General features: G+C 70.3%; 20 protein-coding genes. 12 read left to right on the forward strand and 8 right to left on the reverse strand.

What is annotated here, in order from left to right:
* Positions 1–747: 747 nt before the first annotated feature.
* Positions 748–1,326, reverse strand: a complete 579-nt coding sequence (locus H5411_RS22760) for a GNAT family N-acetyltransferase (RefSeq protein WP_101438095.1) — start codon at positions 1,324–1,326, stop codon at positions 748–750.
* On the opposite strand from H5411_RS22760, the gene H5411_RS22765 reads away from it, so the two are divergent.
* Positions 1,325–2,062, forward strand: coding sequence for an alpha/beta fold hydrolase (locus tag H5411_RS22765; protein WP_101438096.1), 738 nt, complete (start codon positions 1,325–1,327; stop codon positions 2,060–2,062). The genes H5411_RS22760 and H5411_RS22765 overlap by 2 nt on opposite strands.
* Here the strand turns inward: H5411_RS22765 and H5411_RS22770 are convergent.
* Positions 2,055–2,885 carry a phosphotransferase enzyme family protein gene (locus H5411_RS22770; protein ID WP_101438097.1) on the reverse strand — a complete coding sequence of 277 codons (831 nt, stop codon included), beginning with the start codon at positions 2,883–2,885 and terminating at the stop codon, positions 2,055–2,057. The two genes, H5411_RS22765 and H5411_RS22770, sit on opposite strands and share 8 nt — an antisense overlap.
* Positions 2,886–3,020: 135 nt before the next feature.
* On the opposite strand from H5411_RS22770, the gene ctaD reads away from it, so the two are divergent.
* The 4 genes from ctaD to H5411_RS22790 all read left to right on the forward strand — a co-directional run bounded on the left by ctaD (position 3,021) and on the right by H5411_RS22790 (position 7,639).
* The gene (ctaD, locus tag H5411_RS22775; protein ID WP_101438098.1) at positions 3,021–4,793 is read left to right on the forward strand and encodes an aa3-type cytochrome oxidase subunit I; all 1,773 of its coding nucleotides are present in this window, start codon (positions 3,021–3,023) and stop codon (positions 4,791–4,793) included.
* 390 nt (positions 4,794–5,183) lie between these two features.
* The gene (gene serB, locus H5411_RS22780; RefSeq protein WP_101438099.1) at positions 5,184–6,413 is read left to right on the forward strand and encodes a phosphoserine phosphatase SerB; all 1,230 of its coding nucleotides are present in this window, start codon (positions 5,184–5,186) and stop codon (positions 6,411–6,413) included.
* On the forward strand, positions 6,410–7,183 hold the full coding sequence (locus H5411_RS22785; RefSeq protein ID WP_101438100.1) for a peptidyl-tRNA hydrolase: 774 nt from the start codon (positions 6,410–6,412) through the stop codon (positions 7,181–7,183). The genes serB and H5411_RS22785 overlap by 4 nt, the downstream gene beginning before the upstream one ends.
* A 51-nt stretch (positions 7,184–7,234) precedes the next feature.
* Entirely contained in the window at positions 7,235–7,639 is a 405-nt protein-coding gene (locus H5411_RS22790) for an OsmC family protein (protein WP_101438101.1), read from the forward strand.
* A 581-nt stretch (positions 7,640–8,220) separates the two neighbouring features.
* Here the strand turns inward: H5411_RS22790 and H5411_RS49815 are convergent.
* The 3 genes from H5411_RS49815 to H5411_RS22805 all read right to left on the reverse strand — a co-directional run bounded on the left by H5411_RS49815 (position 8,221) and on the right by H5411_RS22805 (position 11,344).
* Positions 8,221–8,553, reverse strand: coding sequence for a hypothetical protein (locus tag H5411_RS49815; protein ID WP_009082506.1), 333 nt, complete (start codon positions 8,551–8,553; stop codon positions 8,221–8,223).
* Between the two features lie 57 nt (positions 8,554–8,610).
* Complete coding sequence (locus H5411_RS22800; RefSeq protein WP_101438102.1) at positions 8,611–10,662, reverse strand: ATP-dependent DNA helicase; 2,052 nt, start codon at positions 10,660–10,662, stop codon at positions 8,611–8,613.
* Positions 10,663–10,753: 91 nt separating this feature from the next.
* Positions 10,754–11,344 (reverse strand): biotin transporter BioY, encoded by a 591-nt coding sequence (locus tag H5411_RS22805; protein WP_101438103.1) that lies wholly within the window; start codon positions 11,342–11,344, stop codon positions 10,754–10,756.
* Between the two features lie 187 nt (positions 11,345–11,531).
* On the opposite strand from H5411_RS22805, the gene H5411_RS22810 reads away from it, so the two are divergent.
* Positions 11,532–12,188 carry a hypothetical protein gene (locus H5411_RS22810; RefSeq protein ID WP_183124961.1) on the forward strand — a complete coding sequence of 219 codons (657 nt, stop codon included), beginning with the start codon at positions 11,532–11,534 and terminating at the stop codon, positions 12,186–12,188.
* A 4-nt stretch (positions 12,189–12,192) separates the two neighbouring features.
* Here the strand turns inward: H5411_RS22810 and H5411_RS22815 are convergent, their stop codons facing one another.
* Both H5411_RS22815 and H5411_RS22820 read right to left on the reverse strand, forming a co-directional pair.
* Positions 12,193–12,768: an isochorismatase family protein gene (locus tag H5411_RS22815; protein WP_101438105.1), complete on the reverse strand. Its 576-nt coding sequence runs from the start codon at positions 12,766–12,768 to the stop codon at positions 12,193–12,195.
* 10 nt (positions 12,769–12,778) lie between these two features.
* Entirely contained in the window at positions 12,779–14,083 is a 1,305-nt protein-coding gene (locus H5411_RS22820) for a nicotinate phosphoribosyltransferase (RefSeq protein ID WP_101438106.1), read from the reverse strand.
* Between the two features lie 74 nt (positions 14,084–14,157).
* Between H5411_RS22820 and clpS the strand changes: the two genes are divergently transcribed.
* The 3 genes from clpS to H5411_RS22835 are packed head-to-tail and all read left to right on the forward strand — an operon-like array spanning position 14,158 to position 16,009.
* Positions 14,158–14,457 (forward strand): ATP-dependent Clp protease adapter ClpS, encoded by a 300-nt coding sequence (gene clpS, locus H5411_RS22825; protein ID WP_037718267.1) that lies wholly within the window; start codon positions 14,158–14,160, stop codon positions 14,455–14,457.
* On the forward strand, positions 14,454–15,011 hold the full coding sequence (locus H5411_RS22830; protein ID WP_101438107.1) for a DUF2017 domain-containing protein: 558 nt from the start codon (positions 14,454–14,456) through the stop codon (positions 15,009–15,011). The genes clpS and H5411_RS22830 overlap by 4 nt, the downstream gene beginning before the upstream one ends.
* A complete protein-coding gene (locus H5411_RS22835; RefSeq protein WP_183124962.1) occupies positions 14,972–16,009 on the forward strand; it encodes a P1 family peptidase in 1,038 nt (345 codons plus the stop codon). The genes H5411_RS22830 and H5411_RS22835 overlap by 40 nt, the downstream gene beginning before the upstream one ends.
* Before the next feature lie 2 nt (positions 16,010–16,011).
* Here the strand turns inward: H5411_RS22835 and H5411_RS22840 are convergent, their stop codons facing one another.
* Positions 16,012–16,383 (reverse strand): hypothetical protein, encoded by a 372-nt coding sequence (locus H5411_RS22840; protein ID WP_101438109.1) that lies wholly within the window; start codon positions 16,381–16,383, stop codon positions 16,012–16,014.
* 81 nt (positions 16,384–16,464) lie between these two features.
* Between H5411_RS22840 and H5411_RS22845 the strand changes: the two genes are divergently transcribed.
* From H5411_RS22845 to H5411_RS22855, 3 genes are all read left to right on the forward strand, one after another.
* Complete coding sequence (locus H5411_RS22845) at positions 16,465–16,872, forward strand: M67 family metallopeptidase (RefSeq protein ID WP_009082496.1); 408 nt, start codon at positions 16,465–16,467, stop codon at positions 16,870–16,872.
* Between the two features lie 65 nt (positions 16,873–16,937).
* A complete protein-coding gene (locus H5411_RS22850; protein WP_009082495.1) occupies positions 16,938–17,216 on the forward strand; it encodes a MoaD/ThiS family protein in 279 nt (92 codons plus the stop codon).
* Between the two features lie 4 nt (positions 17,217–17,220).
* The gene (locus tag H5411_RS22855; protein WP_183124963.1) at positions 17,221–18,171 is read left to right on the forward strand and encodes a PLP-dependent cysteine synthase family protein; all 951 of its coding nucleotides are present in this window, start codon (positions 17,221–17,223) and stop codon (positions 18,169–18,171) included.
* Positions 18,172–18,466: the final 295 nt, after the last annotated feature.

The following is an 18,466-nucleotide window of genomic DNA, read 5'->3' on the forward strand; positions in this document are numbered from 1 at the left end:
GCCTCAACTCACCCGTCTGTCCACAATGGTCACCCGAGAAAACGCGGCCACCTGACGGCAGCGCAGTCGCACGCCCACCTCGCAGCCGAATCCCCGCCACGCGCGAAAGCAAGTTCGGCCAGATCCCACTCAACGCGGCTCCACCGCGGCGCACGGTGCGTTTGGGCCGACCTTCGGTCGTGCGGCCAGCACTACACGGCCAGTCCGGCGGTTCGGCCAGGCGAGTCCCAGCGTTCGCGGACGGCCAGTCCCACGTGCCCGGCCTCGACCGGGTTCGAGTGTGCGAACCCGGTCGGTCGGCGGACGCGCACGTGTTTTGTCCGCGTGTTCGGCCTCGGCGAGCTTGTGTGGTTCGCGCTGGGCCCTTCCGCGTGCCAATCCCCGGCCAGCGTGCGTGGTTCGTTGGCGGCCCGTCCGCGTGTCCGAACTCGGCCGTCCGTGGTTCGCGCGCTCAGCGTGGGTGTTCGCGCTTGGCCCGCCCGTGGATTCGCACCTGCTCAATCCGCGCGCCCGGACCCGGCTAGCCCGCGTACTCACGCGCGGCGATCCCGCGTGAGCACGCCGTCAGCCCACCGGCCCGCACCCGATCAGCTCACTTCTCCCAATCCACCCGCCTCTCACCCTCCGAGCCATCCGCCTCCTCAACCCGGAATCCAGCCAACAACCCGCCAGGATCCGGCCAACAACCAGGCAGCAACCCGCCAGCCACCACCGCAGTACCCCGGCCCCGGCCCAGCACCGGGACCCTCACCGCCGGAAATGCCGTGAAACCGCTCCGTCGTACTCGTCCTCCACGTACTCCGTGAACCCCAGCTTCTCCACCACTCGCAGCGACGGCGTGTTCGTCACCGCGACGCTGATCAGCACCGGGATCGCCGGTATCTCCCGTTCCGCCCACTCCACCGCCGCCCGTGCCGCCTCGGCCGCGTAGCCCTTGCCCCACGCCGTCGGGCGGAAGCGGTACGCCAGGTTCAGCACCTTCTCGCCTCGGAACTCCCGGTTGCGCACTCCGGTCATGCCGATCACGTCCGACCCGTCGCCCGCTTCCGGCCTGCCTCGCTCCCGGACCGCCAGGTATCCGTAGCCGTACGTCTCCCAGTGCTCGAGCCAGCTGTCGAACATCGCCAGCGTGGTCGCGGTGTCCGGCGGCCGCGGGTTGTGCCGGTTCGTCTCCGGGTCGCACTGGATCTCCACCACTGCCTGCCGATCAGCCTCCACGAAGTGCCGCAGCACCAGCCTTTCCGTCACGATCTCTGTCACGCCCCCGACCGTAACGACGGGGTCCGACAAAAAACGCGCCGAAAAAACAGCGACAATCTCCGCCATGACCGAACTGCCGTTGGTGCTCCTGCACGCCTTCCCGCTCGACGCCCGCATGTGGGACCCGGTCCGCGCGCCGCTCGCGGAACGCTTCCGGGTCATCACGCCGGACCAGCGCGGTCTCGGCCGGAGCCCGTTGCCGGAGACCGAAGCCGAGCCGGATCTGGCCGACGCCGCGCGGGACGTCGTCGCGCTCCTCGACAAGCTCGAACTCGATCAGGTGGTGCTCGGCGGCTGTTCGATGGGCGGCTACCTCGCGATGGCCGTCCTGCGGCAGGCGCCCGAGCGCGTCGGGGGACTGGTCCTCATCGACACCAAAGCCACCGCGGACACTCCCGAAGCCGCGCAGACCCGGCTCGACGTCGCGGACCGCGCGGAGGCCGAGGGCGTCAAGGGCTGGCTGGCCGACGGCAATCTGCCGAACCTGCTGGCCGACACCGCGTCCGCCGACGTCCGCGCGCGCGTGCGCGAATTGATCGACGCGCAGCCGCCGTCCGGGGTCGCCTGGGCCGCGCGGGCGATGCGCAACCGGCCCGATTCCGTTGACCTGCTGCGCGAAACCGGCGTCCCGGCGCTCGTCATCGTGGGGGAGCGCGACGCGATCACGCCGCTCGACGCCGCCAATACCATGGTCGACGCGCTGCCCGACGCGACCCTCGCCGTCCTCCCGGACGTCGGGCATCTGACGCCGCTGGAGGACCCGGCCGGAGTGGTCGAAGCGATCCTCGGCTGGGTCAACTGAAGTACTCGGCCGCAGCGGCGCGCGCTTCGCCCAGGCGGTGCGGAAAACGCTGTGCGATCAGCAACCGCCACGTCACCGCAAAGAGAGAGCGAAGCTGCGTACACGTCGCGAGGACGGCTTCGTCCGCTTCGGCCGGGTACGCGGCGAGAAACTCCGGACCGCCCTGTCGCGCGAGGATCGCCAGGTCCCATTCAAGAGGTCCGCGCCAGGTGTCCTCGAAATCGAGCCAGCACGGGCCGTCGGCGGTCTCGATGAGGTTGCCCGGGTGCGCGTCGCCGTGCAGGGCCTGGACCGGGCCGGGCGGCAGCAGCGCCGCCAGCCGTTCGGTTTCCGCGCGGATCCGGTCGGCGAAGCCGTCCAGCAGCGAGCCGCTTCGGGCGACGGTGTCCAGGAGTTCGCCGACCGGGCCGCGAGACGGCAGTTCGCCCGGGTAGCCGCGCAACGCGGCGTGGACCCGGGCGAGCGACCGGGCGCTCTCGTCCGGCCCGTGCCGATGGTCCGGATCGTGCGGGGTCCAGTGCCAGAGCGTGACCGGCAATCCGTCCGCGAAATGCGGTCCGGCCGGGGGATCCGCGGTCGGTGAGACGACGCGCACACCACGTTCGGTGACGTAGGCCGACAGGGCGACGTCCCGCTCGAGCCACGCGCTCGCGTCCGGCCGCAGCAACCGGGTGGTGCCCGGGACTCTCGCCACGACCGGACCCATCCTCACCAGCACGTTCGAGCGCTCGTGCAGCACCTCGGCGGAGCCGGTCGCGAGGCCGAACCGGCGGCCGACGGCGAGTGCGGAGGAGACCGCCGCGGCGCGGTACGGGTCGGTCACGCGGTGATCTAACCAGCCGGTGCGAGCGACTGTCGGTACCGAGGGCTACGATCCCCCTAGCCGCCCGGATCAGGCTCGCCTGAGCCCGAGCGCCCCGAAGTTGACCACCACCAGGTTGCAGTGTTGGAGGCAGGAGTGACGGCCGTAGCCCCGAAGCCGATCGCGACGCGCCCGTATCCCGCGCGCGAGACGGCAAAGGGTTCGTACCTGCTGCGGTTGTTCCGCACGACGGACCACAAGCAGATCGGGATCATGTATCTCGTCGCGTCGTTCGCCTTCTTCATGGTCGGCGGCGCGATGGCCATGCTCATGCGGACGGAGCTGGCCCAGCCCGGCCAGCAGTTCCTGTCGCAGGAGCAGTACAACCAGCTGTTCACCATGCACGGCACGGTGATGCTGCTGCTGTACGCGACGCCGAGCCTGTTCGGGTTCGCGAACTTCGTCCTGCCGCTGCAGATCGGTTCGCCGGACGTGGCGTTCCCGCGGCTGAACGCGTTCTCCTTCTGGCTGTTCCTCTTCGGCAGCCTGATCGTGCTGTCGGGCTTCCTCACCCCGGGCGGCGCCGCCGACTTCGGATGGTTCGCCTACACGCCGCTCTCGGACGCGATCCACTCTCCGGGCGTCGGAGCCGACCTCTGGATCGCCGGTCTGGCGGTATCCGGTCTAGGCACGATTCTCGGCGGCGTCAACATGATCACCACCGTGGTCTGCCTCCGCGCGCCCGGCATGACCATGTACCGGATGCCGATCTTCACCTGGAACATCCTGATCACGAGCATCCTGATCCTGCTCGCGTTCCCGATCCTGACCGCGGCCCTGTTCGGCCTGATGGCGGACCGGCACCTCGGCGCCCACGTGTTCGACCCCGCCAACGGCGGCGTGATCCTGTGGCAGCACCTCTTCTGGTTCTTCGGCCATCCTGAGGTCTACATCGTCGCGCTGCCGTTCTTCGGGATCGTGTCGGAGATCTTCCCGGTCTTCAGCCGCAAGCCGGTGTTCGGCTACAAGGGCCTGGTCTTCGCGACGCTGTCGATCGCGGCGCTGTCGGTGGCGGTGTGGGCGCACCACATGTACGCGACCGGCGCGGTCCTGCTGCCGTTCTTCTCCTTCATGACGTTCCTCATCGCGGTCCCGACCGGCGTGAAGTTCTTCAACTGGATCGGCACGATGTGGAAGGGCCAGCTGTCCTTCGAGACGCCGATGATCTTCTCGATGGGCTTCATCGTCACGTTCCTCTTCGGCGGTCTGACCGGCATCATGCTGGCCGCTCCGGCGATCGACTTCCACGTGTCGGACAGCTACTTCGTGGTGGCGCACTTCCACTACGTCCTCTACGGCACGATCGTGTTCGCGACCTTCGCCGGGATCTACTTCTGGTTCCCGAAGATCACCGGCCGGATGATGGACGAGAAGCTCGGGAAGTGGCACTTCTGGACCACGTTCATCGGCTTCCACACCACGTTCCTGGTGCAGCACTGGCTGGGCGCGGAAGGCATGCCGCGGCGTTACGCGGACTACCTGGCCAGCGACGGGTTCACCACGCTGAACACGATCTCCACGATCGGCGCGTACATCCTCGGGGCGTCCACGCTGCCGTTCATCTGGAACGTGTTCAAGAGCTACCGGTACGGCGAGATCGTCACGGTGGACGACCCGTGGGGCTACGGCAACTCGCTCGAGTGGGCCACGTCCTGCCCGCCGCCGCGGCACAACTTCACCGAGCTGCCCCGGATCCGCTCCGAGCGGCCCGCGTTCGAGCTGCACTACCCGCACATGGTCGAACGCCTCCACGCGGAAGGCGAGATCGGCTTCTTCGGCAAGGCCAAGCACGTCGCGGCCCCGTCGCAGAAGCTCGTGGACGCCACCATGCCGGGCGACCACAGCAAGGACAACGCGAGCGAGCAGTAACGGCGCTCGAAGAATTGCACGGGCGCGTGCCCGGTCGGGGTTTCTCTCGGCCGGGCACGCGCCTTTTTCGTGGCTGGACCCGCTGAGCCGGGGCAGAGCGCGGTGAGCGGTTCTAACCGGCACACGCACCCGGACCGCGCCGCCAGCCTTCGCCTGAGACCCCTCAGCGGGCCCGTGCCGCCCCTCTGCCGACGCTCGCGCGAGGCCTCGCGGGACACGCCCGACCTCGTCCCAGCCCGTCGCAGCGGCTCTCATCGCCCGTTAGTGGTGCCAGCGGTGTGAAGCGCGGCACGGGGGCGTTCTGCCCGCCGCCGCGGGAGGCCAGACTGGGCGTGCCGACTCGCCGTGGCCTAAGCGTCGGTGCCGAGACGAACGAGGGATACCGAACCAGTGAGCCAGACTCCCGTCCTCATCACCACGACCGGTCCGGACAAGCCCGGGGTCTCGTCCGTGCTGTTCGCCGTGCTCACCCGGCACGACGTGGACGTGCTCGACATCGAGCAGGTGGTCATCCGAGGGCAGCTCGTGCTCGGCGTGCTCGCTGGCGTCTACCGCGACCCGGAGGGGCTTCAGGAGTCCGTCGAGCAGGCGATGGCGACTGTCGGCATGGAGGTCGAGGTTCGGATCGGCGACGCGATCGGCGAAGATCCGTTCGCGCTCGGCCGGCGCGATTCGTCGCACGTGCTCGTCTTGCTCGGGCGTCCGGTGACCGCGCGGGCGTTCTCCGAGGTCGCGCGGCGGCTGGCGGGCGTCGGGGCGAACATCGATTCGATCCGCAGCGTCGCGGACTACCCGGTGACCGGGCTCGAGCTGTACGTCTCGGTGCGCGAAGACACCGACGAGACGGACGCGGAACTCCGGTCCACGCTGGCCGACGCGGCGTCCGAGGCCAACATCGACGTCGCCGTCGAGCGCGCGGGCATCACGCGCCGGGCGAAGCGGCTGGTGGTCTTCGACGTCGATTCCACGCTCGTGCAGGGCGAGGTCATCGAGATGCTCGGCGCGTACGCCGGCGTCGAGGAGCAGGTCCGCGAGATCACCGAGGCCGCGATGCGCGGCGAGCTGAACTTCGCCGAGTCGCTGGAGCGGCGCGTGTCGCTGCTGGCCGGACTGCCCGCGAGCGTGATGGACGAGGTCGCGGAGAAACTCGAGCTGACGCCGGGGGCCCGCACGACCGTCCGCACGCTCAAGCGCATGGGCTTCCGCTGCGGTGTCGTGTCCGGCGGGTTTACCCAGGTCATCGACCATCTCGTGGACGACCTCGGCCTCGATTTCGCCGCGGCCAACGAACTGGAAGTCGTGGACGGCAAGCTCACCGGCCGCGTCGTCGGCGACATCGTGGACCGCGCGGGCAAGGCCACGGCGCTGCGACGGTTCGCGGGCGAGTACGGGATCCCGCTGGGCGCGTGCGTCGCGGTCGGCGACGGGGCCAACGACATCGACATGCTCGCCGCGGCCGGCATGGGTGTCGCGTTCAACGCCAAGCCCGCGCTGCGGGAGGTCGCCGACACCGCGCTGTCGCACCCGTACCTCGACGCGGTGCTGTTCGTCCTCGGCGTCACGCGCGCCGAGGTCGAGGCGGCCGACGCGGCCGACGGACTCGAACTGGTCCGCCCGTGAACCCTCTGCTCGAACCGCTGCGCAGCCGCTACGCCTCGTGGCTCGGCCTCCCCGCCGAGGACACGTCGGACACATCCGACGAGAACCCGGACGAGGTCCGCGCGATGCCGATCATCCTGCGGATCGAACGCGCCGAACCGCCGGGCCGCACCGCGCTCCTCGAAGCGGCGGCCGCGGCGGCGCTGGCGGTCTGCCTGGACGAACGCGCCCAGCCCGGCGGCGAATGGGCCGAGCCGGTCCACGCGTGGCTCGACAACCGCATCCGGAAGGTCGCGCGCCGGGCTCGCGGCACGCACTGGCAGGCGGTGCTCGACCAGCCGGGAATCACCATCGAAGTCGACGGCGCGCAGGCGCGGGCGCTCGTGCCCGGGCTGGTCAAGGAGACCCCGAAAGAGGTCTCGCGGCTGCAGATCTCCGGCAGCGAACTGCCCGCCGACACCCCCGGCCCGGCCCCGGCCGACGTCCCGCTGCTGATGCTGAACCCGGACGTCCCGATGACCGTCGGCAAGGCGTCCGCGCAGGTCGGGCACGCCACGATGATCCTCGCGTCGCTGCTGCCGGATGACGAACTGGCGGCGTGGGCGGCGAGGGACTACCGGGTCGCGGTCCGCACGCCCAGCCCGGCCCGGTGGAAGGAGCTGTGCCCGGTCGAGGACCCGGAGGCGGGCTGGCGTGACAACCGCGTGATCGCCGTCCGCGACGCGGGTTTCACCGAGGTCGACCCCGGCACGATCACCGTGCTCGCGCAGCAGCCCGGAACATCGGCGTGACTCGCGCGGTTGGGCCAATGCAGTGACCCAACGGGTGGAAAGGCGTCTCGGATGACCTTGGAAGTACAGCGCGAAGGCACGCACAGTTTCGTCGGCCGCAACGAGCGCGGCGCGGAAGTGCGGGTGGGCCGGGCTGGTGCGGAGGGCGCGTTCTCCCCGGCGGAACTGCTGCAGATCGCGGCCGCGGGCTGCTCTGCGGTGACGGCGGAGCAGCTGATCACGCGACGGGTGGGCGAGGATTCGAAGTTCCGGGTCTCCGTGACGGCCGACCGGCGCGAAGGTGCGTCGGAACTGGACGCGGTGCACGTCGCGTTCGACGTCGATGTGTCCGCGCTCGACGAGGGTCAGCGGGCGGACCTGGCGGGCGCGGTGGACCGGGCGATCGAGCGGCTGTGCACGGTGAGCCGGACGTTGAAGAAGGGCATTCCGGTGACGGAGACCTTCCCGACCGCTTGAGCCGCAGCGGGTGGATGCTTGGGGGCGGACAGCCGAGTTGCTGCGCCTCGGGCGGTTCGTCTGGCGGGATCGCCAAGGTGCGGTGGACGGGCGTTCGCCGAGTTGCCGCGGCGGGCGAGTGGTTGGTCGGGGTGGGGCTGCGGAGTTGCGGTAGCTGTGTGTCGCCGAGTTGCCCCGGCGGGCGAGTGGTTGGTCGGGGTGGGGCCGCGGAGTTGCGACGGGGCGGTTCCCACGGTGGGCTCGCCGAGCAGGAGCGGCGGGTTGGTCTCGTAGCGAGATCGCCGAGCCGCTGCGGCGGGATCGTCCAGCTGCCGTGGCAACGGACGGTTCTCCTGGCACGGCCGCCGAGTTGCCGCAGCAGGTGGTTCCTGCGGTGGTGGCCAAGCAGAGCTGACGGCAGGCGATCCTCGTGCCAGGATCGCCGAACAACCGTGCCAAGCAGCCACTGCGGCACGGTCTCGAACAGCTCTGGCCGCACCCGTCAAAGCCGCCGCGCCCCTTGTCCAGCAAGGGTTTTCCCCGCCGCCACCGGCAGCGAACGCGCCAGCCGAACCCCGGCGCGGCTCAAACCAGACTCAAGCTCAGCTTTGCCACACCACGTACGCCTGGTCAGCGTCCGTGGTCATCGCCTCGATGAACTTCTCGTTGTCGAAGCCGGGCAGGGTCTGGAGGCGTTCGATGAGGGCGTCCGCGGCCGGGTCGCCGCTCGGGACCGCGGTGCCTTTGCCGTCGTTGCCGACCAGCATGAAGAAGACGTCTTCGTTCCAGGGGCCGTCGGGGATGACTCTCACCATGACGGATTGCAGCTCCGACCACGTCACAGCTTCTTCGCTGCCATCGGCGAGCCGGCGCCGAACCCCGGTGTCGTCAACACTGACGGTCCGGGATTGGGCGCTGGACGAATCCTGGGTCAACGGTGCTCCCTGTCGTGTTCGTTCCACTCACCGTACCCGCCCGTCCGCCGCGCTCGGTCAGGCGGGCGCGGCCGCGTCGAGTCGCTTCAGTGCGTCGCGCGCGACCTGCGGATCTGTCGTCGGCCAGAACGGCGGCAGCGACGCGCGCAGGAAACCGCCGTAGCGCGCGGTGGCCAGACGGGAGTCCAGCACGGCCACTACGCCGCGGTCGGTGACCGAGCGGTGCAGCCGTCCGGTGCCCTGTGCCAGCAGCAACGCCGCGTGCGTCGCGGCCACGGTGAGAAATCCGTTGCCGCCCCGGGCTTCCACCGCGCGCTGGCGAGCGGACAACACCGGATCGTCCGGACGGGGGAACGGGATCCGGTCCACCACCACGAGCTGCAGCGACGGACCCGGCACGTCGACGCCCTGCCACAGCGTGAGCGTGCCGAACAGACAGGTGCGCGCGTCCTCGGCGAACTGCCGCACCAGCAACGGCGTGGCGTCGTCGCCCTGGCAGAGGATCGGGTGGTCGAGCCGTTCCCGCATGGCCTCCGCGGCCTGTTTCGCCGCGCGCATCGAGGAGAACAGGCCCAGCGTACGGCCGCCGGCGGCTTCGACCAGCCCGGCCAGTTCGTCCATTGTGGACTCGGCGAGCCCGTCCCTTCCCGGCGGCGGCAGGTGCTTGGCGAGATAGAGGATGCCGTTGCGGCGGTGGTCGAACGGCGATCCGACGTCCAGTCCGGTCCATTTCGGGCCGTTGTCCTCGTCGGACGGGGCTTCCTTGTCGGTGGCCGTGCCCGGCGACTTCACCACGCGCGCGCCGCTCGGCGGGAGACCCCATTGCCGGGCCATGGTGTCGAATTCGCCGCCGAGCGTCAGCGTCGCCGAGGTCAGCACGGTGGTGTGCTGATTGAAGACCCGCTCCCGCAGCAATCCCGCGACGCCCAGCGGCGCGACCTTCAACGCCGGCGGCCGCGGGTTCGCGGAGTACTTGTCGCCGGTCACCCAGACGACGTCGCGTTGGTGCGCCAGATCTTCGTCGTACGCCTCGAGCAGCCGCACCGCGGTGTCGTGCACTTCTTCGAGCAGCGACCGCGCCAGTTTGCGCGCGGTCGCCTCGCCGACGTCTTCCTTGCGATCCGAGCCCAGCGCGGTGAGGCATTCCTTCGCCGCGTCGCGCACCGCCGGGATCGCGCCCTGCAACGGCCGGGGCAGCGCGTCGAGCCGTCCGGCCGGGATGTCGTCGAGGATCAGCGCGAGCCCGTCGGAGGACTCCAGCAGCCGGTCCGCGATTCCCGCGTCGATCAGCTTTCCGCAGCGCCGCGCGGCGGCCGACACCATGGCGCTGGTGAGCTCGCCGGTCGCGACCGAGGTGACCCGGTCGACCAGGTCGTGCGCCTCGTCGATGATCACCAGGTCGTGGTCCGGCAGCACCTGGTAGCCCTGCAGCGCGTCGATGGCCAGCAGCGCGTGGTTGGTGACCACGACATCGGCTCGGCCCGCCTCGGCTCGCGCGCGTTCGGCGAAGCAATCGGTGCCGACCGGGCACTTCGCGGCGCCGAGACATTCCCTTGCGGTGACGGAAACCTGCCGCCACGCCTGGTCGGACACGCCGGGCACCAGCTCGTCGCGGTCGCCGGTTTCGGTGTCCGACGTCCACTCGTGCAGCCGCGTGACTTCCTTGCCCAGCCGGGACACCGCGAACGGGTCGAACAGCTGCGCGTCGTCGGGTTCGTCGGCCGGGCCGGTGTCGAGCCGGTGCAGGCAGAGATAGTTGCGGCGGCCCTTGAGGATCGCGAAGGTCGGTTCGCGCCCGAGCGGCTTCTTGAGCGCCTTCGCCAGGCGCGGGAGATCGCGGTCGACCAGCTGGCGCTGCAACGCGATGGTGGCGGTGGAAACGACGACGGTGGTGTCTTTCTCCACCGCGTGCCGGATCGCGGGCACCAGGTACGCCAGCGATTTGCCGGTGCCCGTTCCCGCTTGCACGGCGAGGTGTTCGCCGGTGCGGATGGCGTGGCCGACGGCGTCGGCCATCTTCACCTGGCCGGGGCGTTCAGCGCCGCCGACAGACTCCACCGCGTGGGTGAGGAGTTCGAGGACGCCGGGGAAATCGGTTCGGGCGGGCACAGCGAGACACGATAGCCGCCAGCCCCGACAGGATCTTCGATCCGGCGCGAACGGACCCGTCGCGCCGGACCGAAGCTCCCGGAATTCCGGCTCAGTCTTCCTTGCGGAAGCGCGAAACCGCGGCCCACGCGAGCGGCAGCACCCCGGCCGCGACCACGGTCTTCAGCACGTCACCGACGAGAAACGGCGTGACGCCCTTGTCGAAAGCGGTGGCGAGATCGAACCCGGTGACGGCCATCAGCCACGGCACGCCGAAGGCGTAGATCGCGACGTTGCCGAGCACCATGGTCCCCGCCGTGCGCAGCGGAGTGCGGTCGCCGCCGCGGCGGGCGAGGGTGCCCACGAGGGCGCCGGCGAACACGAACCCGACGATGTAGCCGGCCGAGGCTCCGGACAGCCCGGAGGTTCCGCCCTGGAACCACGGCACGCCGGCCGCGCCGACGAGCAAGTACAGCAGCAGCGAGGCAGCGCCGCGGCGCATGCCGAGCGTCGCGCCGACGAGCAGCGCGGCGAAGGTCTGGCCCGTCATCGGCACCGGTGTGCCGGGAAGCGGGATGACCAGTTGCGCGGCCGCGCCGGTGAGCACGGCCCCGCCGGCGACGAGCGCCAGGTCGCGCACCAGAGTGCCGGGCACGAGGTCGGCCAGCACTTGACGGCGGGCCGGGAGAGACAGTGACGACACGGGACCTCCAACCACGGAAAACGGACGTCAGGGCAGGTTATCGTCGAGCGAGGCGACGGAACGAGACAAGTTGCGTTCCTCACCACCCCTGTCGTCCGCCACACGTCCGGGTGAGCTGCGACCGTCGACGTTTGGGACCCCCTCCGCGCTGCCGATGTCGAAGCACGGGCGAAGGGAGAGCAGTCGAATGCGCGGACGGATCTTGCTGGTCACCGGGGTTTTCCTGGCGGCGGTGCCCGCGGTGGCGCACGCCGATCCGCCGACGTCCACCGGCTGGGGTTCCGCGGGCAGCCTCGACGTCCTGGTGGACCACCAGCACGTCGTCACCGGCGAACTGGCCCGGTGCGACGCCGACGGGCCGGTTTCCGCGCGTACCACCGGGGGCGCGGCGGGCGACGTCGCGGTGTTCGGTTTCGGCGGCACCACCTGCGAGCGACAAGGCCAGGTCGCGCAGGTGCGGACCGGCGGCCAGCGCTTCGAATCCGACCTGCTCACCCGGTACGGCGGGCCTGAACTGAAGGTCCGCACGTACTCGGTCGGCTGCACTACCACGACGGATTCGGGCAGCACCGGTTCGATGTCGATCGGCGAGGTCTCCGGCTTCACCGCGCCGTCGTCGATCCCGGCGAACTACCGCGTCACGATCCCCGGCGGCGCGGCGGGCACGGCGCTGGCCACGATCACGCTCAACGAGACGGTGACGCCGCAGCCCGCCGACGGCAGCCTGGTCACGCACGCGGTGCACGTGAAGCTGTTCCCGCAAGGCGGTCCGGCCAGCGGGGACATCTACCTCGGCACCGCGGCGTGCAACCCGTACGGCAAGGGCGGTGCGCCCAAGCAGTGACGCGTCAGGCGGGCGGCAAGGCGGGCGTGCCGGTGTAGCGGACGCCTGCCTTGTCGAAGTCCTTCAGCGTCGCGTCCACCGTCGGCCGCGATCCGCCGACGGTCAGATCCAGCAGCACGTGCACGTTGAACCCGGCGCCCGCGGCGTCGAGGGCGGTGGCGCGCACGCAGAAGTCGGTGGCGATGCCGACGACGTCGACGTCGGTCACTTCATGCGCGCGCAGCCATTCCTCGAGCGTCTTGCCGTCGCCGGACTTGCCCTCGAAACCGGAGTACGCGGCGCTGTACTCGCCCTTCGAGAACACTGCCTCGACCGGCACCACGTCCAGTTCCGAGTGGAACGACGCGCCCGCGGTGCCCGCGATGCAGTGCGGCGGCCAGCTGGTGTTGAAGTCGGGCGTGTCGCTGAAGTGGTCGCCCGGGTCGATGTGGTGGTCGCGGGTGGCGACGATGTGCGCGTAGCCGCCGTCGGCCATCCGCCGCGAGATGGCCGTCGCGGCGGCCGCCCCGCCCGGCAGGCCGAGCGAGCCTCCCTCGCAGAAGTCGTTCTGCACGTCCACCACGATCAGCGCGGTTCCCATGGTCGGCTCCCTACAGAAAAGTCGTCGGTATCGCGGGCTCGCCGTGCGAGAGCTTGAGGCCCTCCCACGGCAGGCTCACCTGCGCGCGCCGCAGGCGGGCACGCGCGTCGTCCAGCGTGGGCAAATCATCCATCGGCACGCCACCGCGCACCAGGGGGATCTGCAGGTCGAGATCGTTCTCTCCGGGTTCCGGGCGGCCGCTGGCGGCGGTCCAGACCACTTCCTCGACCGCGGTCCCGGTGTCGCGGTGCCGGCGCAGCGCGTGCTTGCGCCCGCCGCGGGATTCCTTGTGCGCACTGCGTTTCGCGACCGGCCTGCCGTCGACCTCGACCAGTTTGTACACCATCCCGGCGGTCGGTGCGCCGGATCCGGTGACCACCGACGTGCCGACGCCGTAGGCGTCCACCGGCTCCGCGCGCAGCGCCGCGATCGCGTGCTCGTCGAGGTCGCCGGACACCACGATCCGGGTGTCCTTCGCGCCGAGCGCGTCGAGCTGGTCGCGGGCCTTGCGGGCGAGCGGGCCGACGTCGCCGGAGTCGATCCGGATCGCGCCCAGCTCCGGACCGGCGACGCGCACGGCCGCCTCGATGCCCGCGGTGATGTCGTAGGTGTCCACCAGGAGAGTGGTGTCCGCGCCCATCTTGCTGACCTGGGCGCGGAACGCGGCTTCCTCGCTGTCGTGCAGCAGCATGAACGCGTGCGCGACCGTGCCGCGGGTCGGGATCCCGTAGCGGCGGCCCGCTTCGAGGTTCGACGTGGTGGCGAATCCGGCCAGGTAGGCGGCGCGCGCGGCGGCGACCGCGGCGTACTCGTGCGTGCGCCGTCCGCCCATCTCGATGATCGGCCTGCCGTGCGCCGCGCCGGACATCCGCGCTGCCGCCGACGCGATCGCGCTGTCGTGGTTGAGGATCGACAGCACCAGCGTTTCCAGCACCACCGCCTCGGCGAAACTGCCGGTCACGGTGAGGATCGGCGAACCGGGGAAGTAGAGGTCGCCTTCGCGGTAGCCGTCGATGTCGCCGCGGAACTCGTAGTCGGCCAGCCACGCCAGCGTTTCCGCGTCGACGACCGCGGTCTGCTCCAGCATGGCCAGTTCGGCGTCGGTGAACCGGAACTCGGCGATCGCGTCGAGCACGCGCGCGGTGCCGGCGACGACGCCGTACCGGCGGCCGTCGGGAAGCCGGCGCGCGAAGACTTCGAACACGCACGGCCGGTCGGCCGTCCCGTCCGCGAGCGCGCTCGCCAGCATGGTCAGCTCGTAGTGGTCGGTGAGCAGCGCCGTGCTGGCGCTGGTGACCGGCTCGGGGGAACCCATGGGAGCACCCTATTCACTCACATGGACGGACCTGGCGCGGCGTACCGGGACGGCCCCGTGACACCATGGTGTGCATGTCCACGCCTGTCGCATCCGAACAGACGCAGGTCGATCCACTCGGGGCCGAGCTGGCCGAATCCGACCAGCCTTGGCGGACGATCGTCTGGAACGATCCGGTCAACCTGATGTCGTACGTGACGTACGTCTTCCAGAAGCTGTTCGGCTACAGCCGGGACCACGCCACGAAGCTCATGCTCGACGTGCACAACAAGGGCAGGGCGATCGTGTCGTCGGGTTCGAAGGAGAAGGTGGAGACCGACGTGGCGAAGCTGCACGCCGCGGGCCTGTGGGCGACCATGGAACAGCCCTCGTGAAGGCCTGGCGGCGCAAGGGGGACGCCATTCTCGCCGGGTTCGAACAGCAGGAAGCCGCGGTGCTGCGCGGGCTGGTCGGGCAGCTGGAGGACATGCTCACCGCGCGGGCCGAGGAGGCCCCGCAGGACGAACTGGCCGAGCTGACCGGCATCCGCACCGGACCCGCCGAATCGCCGGACGACCCGGTGCTGTCGCGGCTGCTGCCGGACTTCCACCGGCTCGACCCGGACAACCCGAGCCGCGAGGACCTCGATTCGGCCGCGGCGATGCGTTCGCTGCACGAGCCGGAGCTGCTGGAGAAGAAGGTCGGCGTCGCGAAGACCGTGCTCGACACGCTGCCGCGCGACGGCGGTTCGGTGAAGCTGACCTTCGAGCAGGCCGACGCCTGGCTCGGCGCGCTGAACGACGTCCGGCTGGCGCTGGGCACCGCGCTCGACGTCACCGAGGACATGCCCGACGAGCTGCCCGACGACGACCCCCGTGCCCCCCATCTCGGCGTCTACCATTGGCTCACATGGGTGCAGGAGACGCTGATCCAGGCGCTGACCGGCTGACCGGCGGGAAAATCACCGACGTTCCCGGCGTGCTCGTAGGCCATCACCAGCGGCTGGGCGACGGCTGGGCCAGCGGAACCACTGTCGTGCTCGTGCCGGACGGAGCGACCGGCGCGGTCGATCAGCGCGGCGGCGCGCCCGGCACACGCGAAACCAACTTGCTGGAGCCGGAAAACCTGGTGCAGCAGGTGAACGCGGTCTGTCTCTCCGGCGGAAGCGCGTACGGGCTCGCGGCGGCGGACGGCGTGATGCGGTGGCTGTCCGAGCGGAATTTCGGGTTTCCCGTTGGCGCACAACCGTATGAGGTGGTGCCGATCGTGCCCGCGGCGGTGCTGTTCGACCTGCCGCGCAGTGCGTGGGGCAACCGGCCGGACGCCGATTTCGGTTACGCCGCTTGCGAAGCAGCCGGGGACGCGGTCGCGATGGGCACCGTCGGCGCGGGTTCGGGCGCGGTCGTCGGCTCGCTCAAGGGCGGCATCGGGACGGCCAGCGAGGTCGTCGGCGAGGTGACGGTCGGCGCGATCGTCGCGGTGAACGCGGCGGGCCAGGCAGTGGATTTCGCGACCGGGCGGGCTTTTGCCGCTGATCACGAAGTAGACGGCGAATTCGGCGTCCGCTGGCCGGACCGTCCCGGCGAGGTGCCCGGGCAGCGGACCGATCTGAACACCACGATCGGTGTAGTGGCTTGCGATGCGGCGTTGACGAAGGCCGAGGCGCGCCGGTTGACGGTCGCCGCGCAGGACGGGTTGGCGCGCGCGGTGCGTCCGGCGCACTCGATGTTCGACGGCGACACCGTGTTCGCGCTGGCGACAGGTGCGCGGGAGCTGCCAGGGGAGCCCGGGTCGTTCGCGGCGGCGGCGCGAGCGGGCGCGCTGGACGCGCTTTGTGCGGCGGCTGCGCGGGTGTTCGCGCGAGCGATGGTGCACGGACTGCTGTCGGCGACTTCAGCGGCTGGCGTCCCTGCTTACCGGGATGTGTGGCCGGAAGCTTTCGGCTGAGGTCAGAACGGGTCCTGCGGGAGGGCGTCCTCGCTCCGCTCGAGGTCGGCGGCGCGCACGGCGGCCACGTACTCGTCCTCGATCTCCAGCACCAGGCCGCCGAACGACACGGTCGCCCCGAGCGACGGATGCAGGTCCACCGGGCCCAGTTCGGTCGACCTCGGCAGCTGCGCCCACACCGAGACCGGCTTCCACCGGCGGAAAGCGCTGCAGGCCAGGACCGTCACGTGCCGGTCGGTGACCACGACGACGAAGTTCCGGTGCGCGGCCATCATCGACACCATCAGCGACGTGGCGGGAAACACGTACTGGACGACGTCGCCCTCGACCAGGAACGAACGGCAGCGTTCGCGGACCTTCGACGACACCGGCATCCCGCTATTGTGCCCTGACCTGCGGATGAGCGGTAGCTCTCACAGTGTGGACTGGTTCGGTCCACGAACTAAGATGTCCGTGTGCTCCGGATCCGCCGTGAACTCGTCGACGAGATCGTCGCCCACGCCCGCCGTGACCACCCCGACGAAGCGTGCGGGGTGGTGGCCGGTCCTGCCGGTTCGGACCGCCCCGAGCGGTTCATCCCGATGCTGAACGCGGCCCGCTCGCCGACGTTCTACGAGTTCGACTCGGGCGACCTGCTCAAGCTTTACCGCGAGATGGACGCGAACGACGAGGTCCCGGTGGTCATCTACCACTCGCACACCGCGACCGAGGCCTATCCGTCGCGCACCGACGCGAACATCGCCGCCGAACCCGACGCGCACTACGTGCTCGTCTCGACCCGAGAGCCCGATTCGCACGAGTTCCGCTCGTACCGGATCGTGGACGCCGAGATCACCGAGGAGCCGGTCGAGATCATCGACTGATCCCGGAATAAAGCGCGGCGTCCGATGCGTCAGCGTGTTAGGAACCCACCCGGAGGTAAGAAACCATGGCCGTGACCGTGTCCATCCCGACCATCCTGCGCACCCACACCGGCGGCGAGAAGTCCGTCGAGGCGTCGGGCAAGACCGTCCTCGAGATCATCGACGACGTCGAGTCGCGGCACGCCGGGCTGAAGGCGCGCCTGGTCAAGGAAGAGAAGCTGCACCGCTTCATCAACGTCTACGTCAACGACGAGGACGTGCGCTTCTCCGGCGGGCTCGACGCCGAGGTCAAGGACGGCGACACCCTCACCATCCTGCCCGCCGTCGCGGGCGGCGCGCGCTGAGCCGGTGACTCGCTACGACTCCCTCCTCGACGCCCTCGGCGGCACGCCGCTGGTCGGGCTGCCGCGGCTGTCCCCGACCGACGAGGTGCGGCTGTGGGCGAAGCTCGAGGACCGCAACCCGACCGGCTCGATCAAGGACCGGCCCGCGCTGGCCATGATCGAGGCGGCGGAGCGGGACGGCATCCTGCGCCGAGGGTCCACGATCCTCGAACCGACCTCGGGCAACACCGGGATTTCGCTGGCCATGGCCGCGAAGCTCAAGGGTTACGGCCTGGTGTGCGTGATGCCGGAGAACACGTCGGCCGAACGCAAGCAGCTGCTGCAGGCGTACGGCGCGCGGGTCGTGTTCTCGCCGGCCGCGGGCGGCTCGAACGAGGCGGTGCGGCGGGCCAAGGAGCTGGCGAAGCAGAATCCGGACTGGGTGATGCTGTACCAGTACGGCAACCCGGCCAACGCGGACGCGCACTACCGCGGCACCGGGCCTGAGCTGCTGAAGGACCTGCCCACGCTGACGCATTTCGTCGGCGGCCTCGGGACGACCGGGACGCTGGTGGGAGTGGGCCGGTACCTGCACGAGACCAAGCCGGACGTCCAGGTCATCGCGGCTGAGCCCCGGTACGGCGAGCTGGTCTACGGCTTGCGGAACCTCGACGAGGGGTTCGTGCCGGAGCTGTACGACGAAAGTGTGCTCAACGGACGCTATTCGGTGGGGGCGTACGACGCTCTCCGGCGGACGCGGGAGCTGCTGGAGCACGAGGGCATTTTCGCCGGGATCTCCACGGGTGCGGTGCTGCACGCCGCTCTCGGGGTCGCGGAGAAGGCCGCTGCCCGCGGCGAAAAGGCGGACGTGGCTTTCGTGGTCGCGGACGCCGGGTGGAAGTATCTGTCGACCGGCGCGTATTCCGGGTCGCTGGACGAAGCGGCAGAACGGCTTGACGGTCAGCTCTGGGCCTGACCTTTGACTGTCCGTGAAGGACTCCTTGAGGGAATCAGATTCCCGGAAGGAGTCCTTCACGGACCGCGTCCCGGGCCTGAAGTTCAGGGATTTCTCCCGAGGCCGCCCGCTCGCCCGCGACGTAGCCTGAGGTCGTGAGCACACTGCCTCCCTCCCCGCCGACCTCGCCGCCGCCCGCTGCCGGCGGCGACAAGCCGGTCGACGCCGCGAAGCGCATCCTGCCGGCCCGTCCCAAGGCCGCGGCGTTCGTCGCGCTGGGGTTCGTGGCGGTGCTGTACCTCGTGGAGCTGCTCGA

Source organism: Amycolatopsis echigonensis, assembly GCF_014174495.1.
Classification (GTDB): domain Bacteria; phylum Actinomycetota; class Actinomycetes; order Mycobacteriales; family Pseudonocardiaceae; genus Amycolatopsis; species Amycolatopsis echigonensis.

What these genes read in the sequence shown, in the direction of transcription:
- H5411_RS22765 (WP_101438096.1), top strand. Translation starts at nt 1,325, where the DNA reads ATGACCGAACTGCCGTTGGTGCTCCTGCACGCCTTCCCGCTCGACGCC.
- H5411_RS22760 (WP_101438095.1), bottom strand. Translation starts at nt 1,326, where the DNA reads ATGGCGGAGATTGTCGCTGTTTTTTCGGCGCGTTTTTTGTCGGACCCC.
- H5411_RS22790 (WP_101438101.1), top strand. Translation starts at nt 7,235, where the DNA reads ATGACCTTGGAAGTACAGCGCGAAGGCACGCACAGTTTCGTCGGCCGC.
- H5411_RS22810 (WP_183124961.1), top strand. Translation starts at nt 11,532, where the DNA reads ATGCGCGGACGGATCTTGCTGGTCACCGGGGTTTTCCTGGCGGCGGTG.
- H5411_RS22815 (WP_101438105.1), bottom strand. Translation starts at nt 12,768, where the DNA reads ATGGGAACCGCGCTGATCGTGGTGGACGTGCAGAACGACTTCTGCGAG.
- H5411_RS22820 (WP_101438106.1), bottom strand. Translation starts at nt 14,083, where the DNA reads ATGGGTTCCCCCGAGCCGGTCACCAGCGCCAGCACGGCGCTGCTCACC.
- clpS (WP_037718267.1), top strand. Translation starts at nt 14,158, where the DNA reads ATGTCCACGCCTGTCGCATCCGAACAGACGCAGGTCGATCCACTCGGG.
- H5411_RS22835 (WP_183124962.1), top strand. Translation starts at nt 14,972, where the DNA reads ATGGGTGCAGGAGACGCTGATCCAGGCGCTGACCGGCTGACCGGCGGG.
- H5411_RS22840 (WP_101438109.1), bottom strand. Translation starts at nt 16,383, where the DNA reads ATGCCGGTGTCGTCGAAGGTCCGCGAACGCTGCCGTTCGTTCCTGGTC.
- H5411_RS22850 (WP_009082495.1), top strand. Translation starts at nt 16,938, where the DNA reads ATGGCCGTGACCGTGTCCATCCCGACCATCCTGCGCACCCACACCGGC.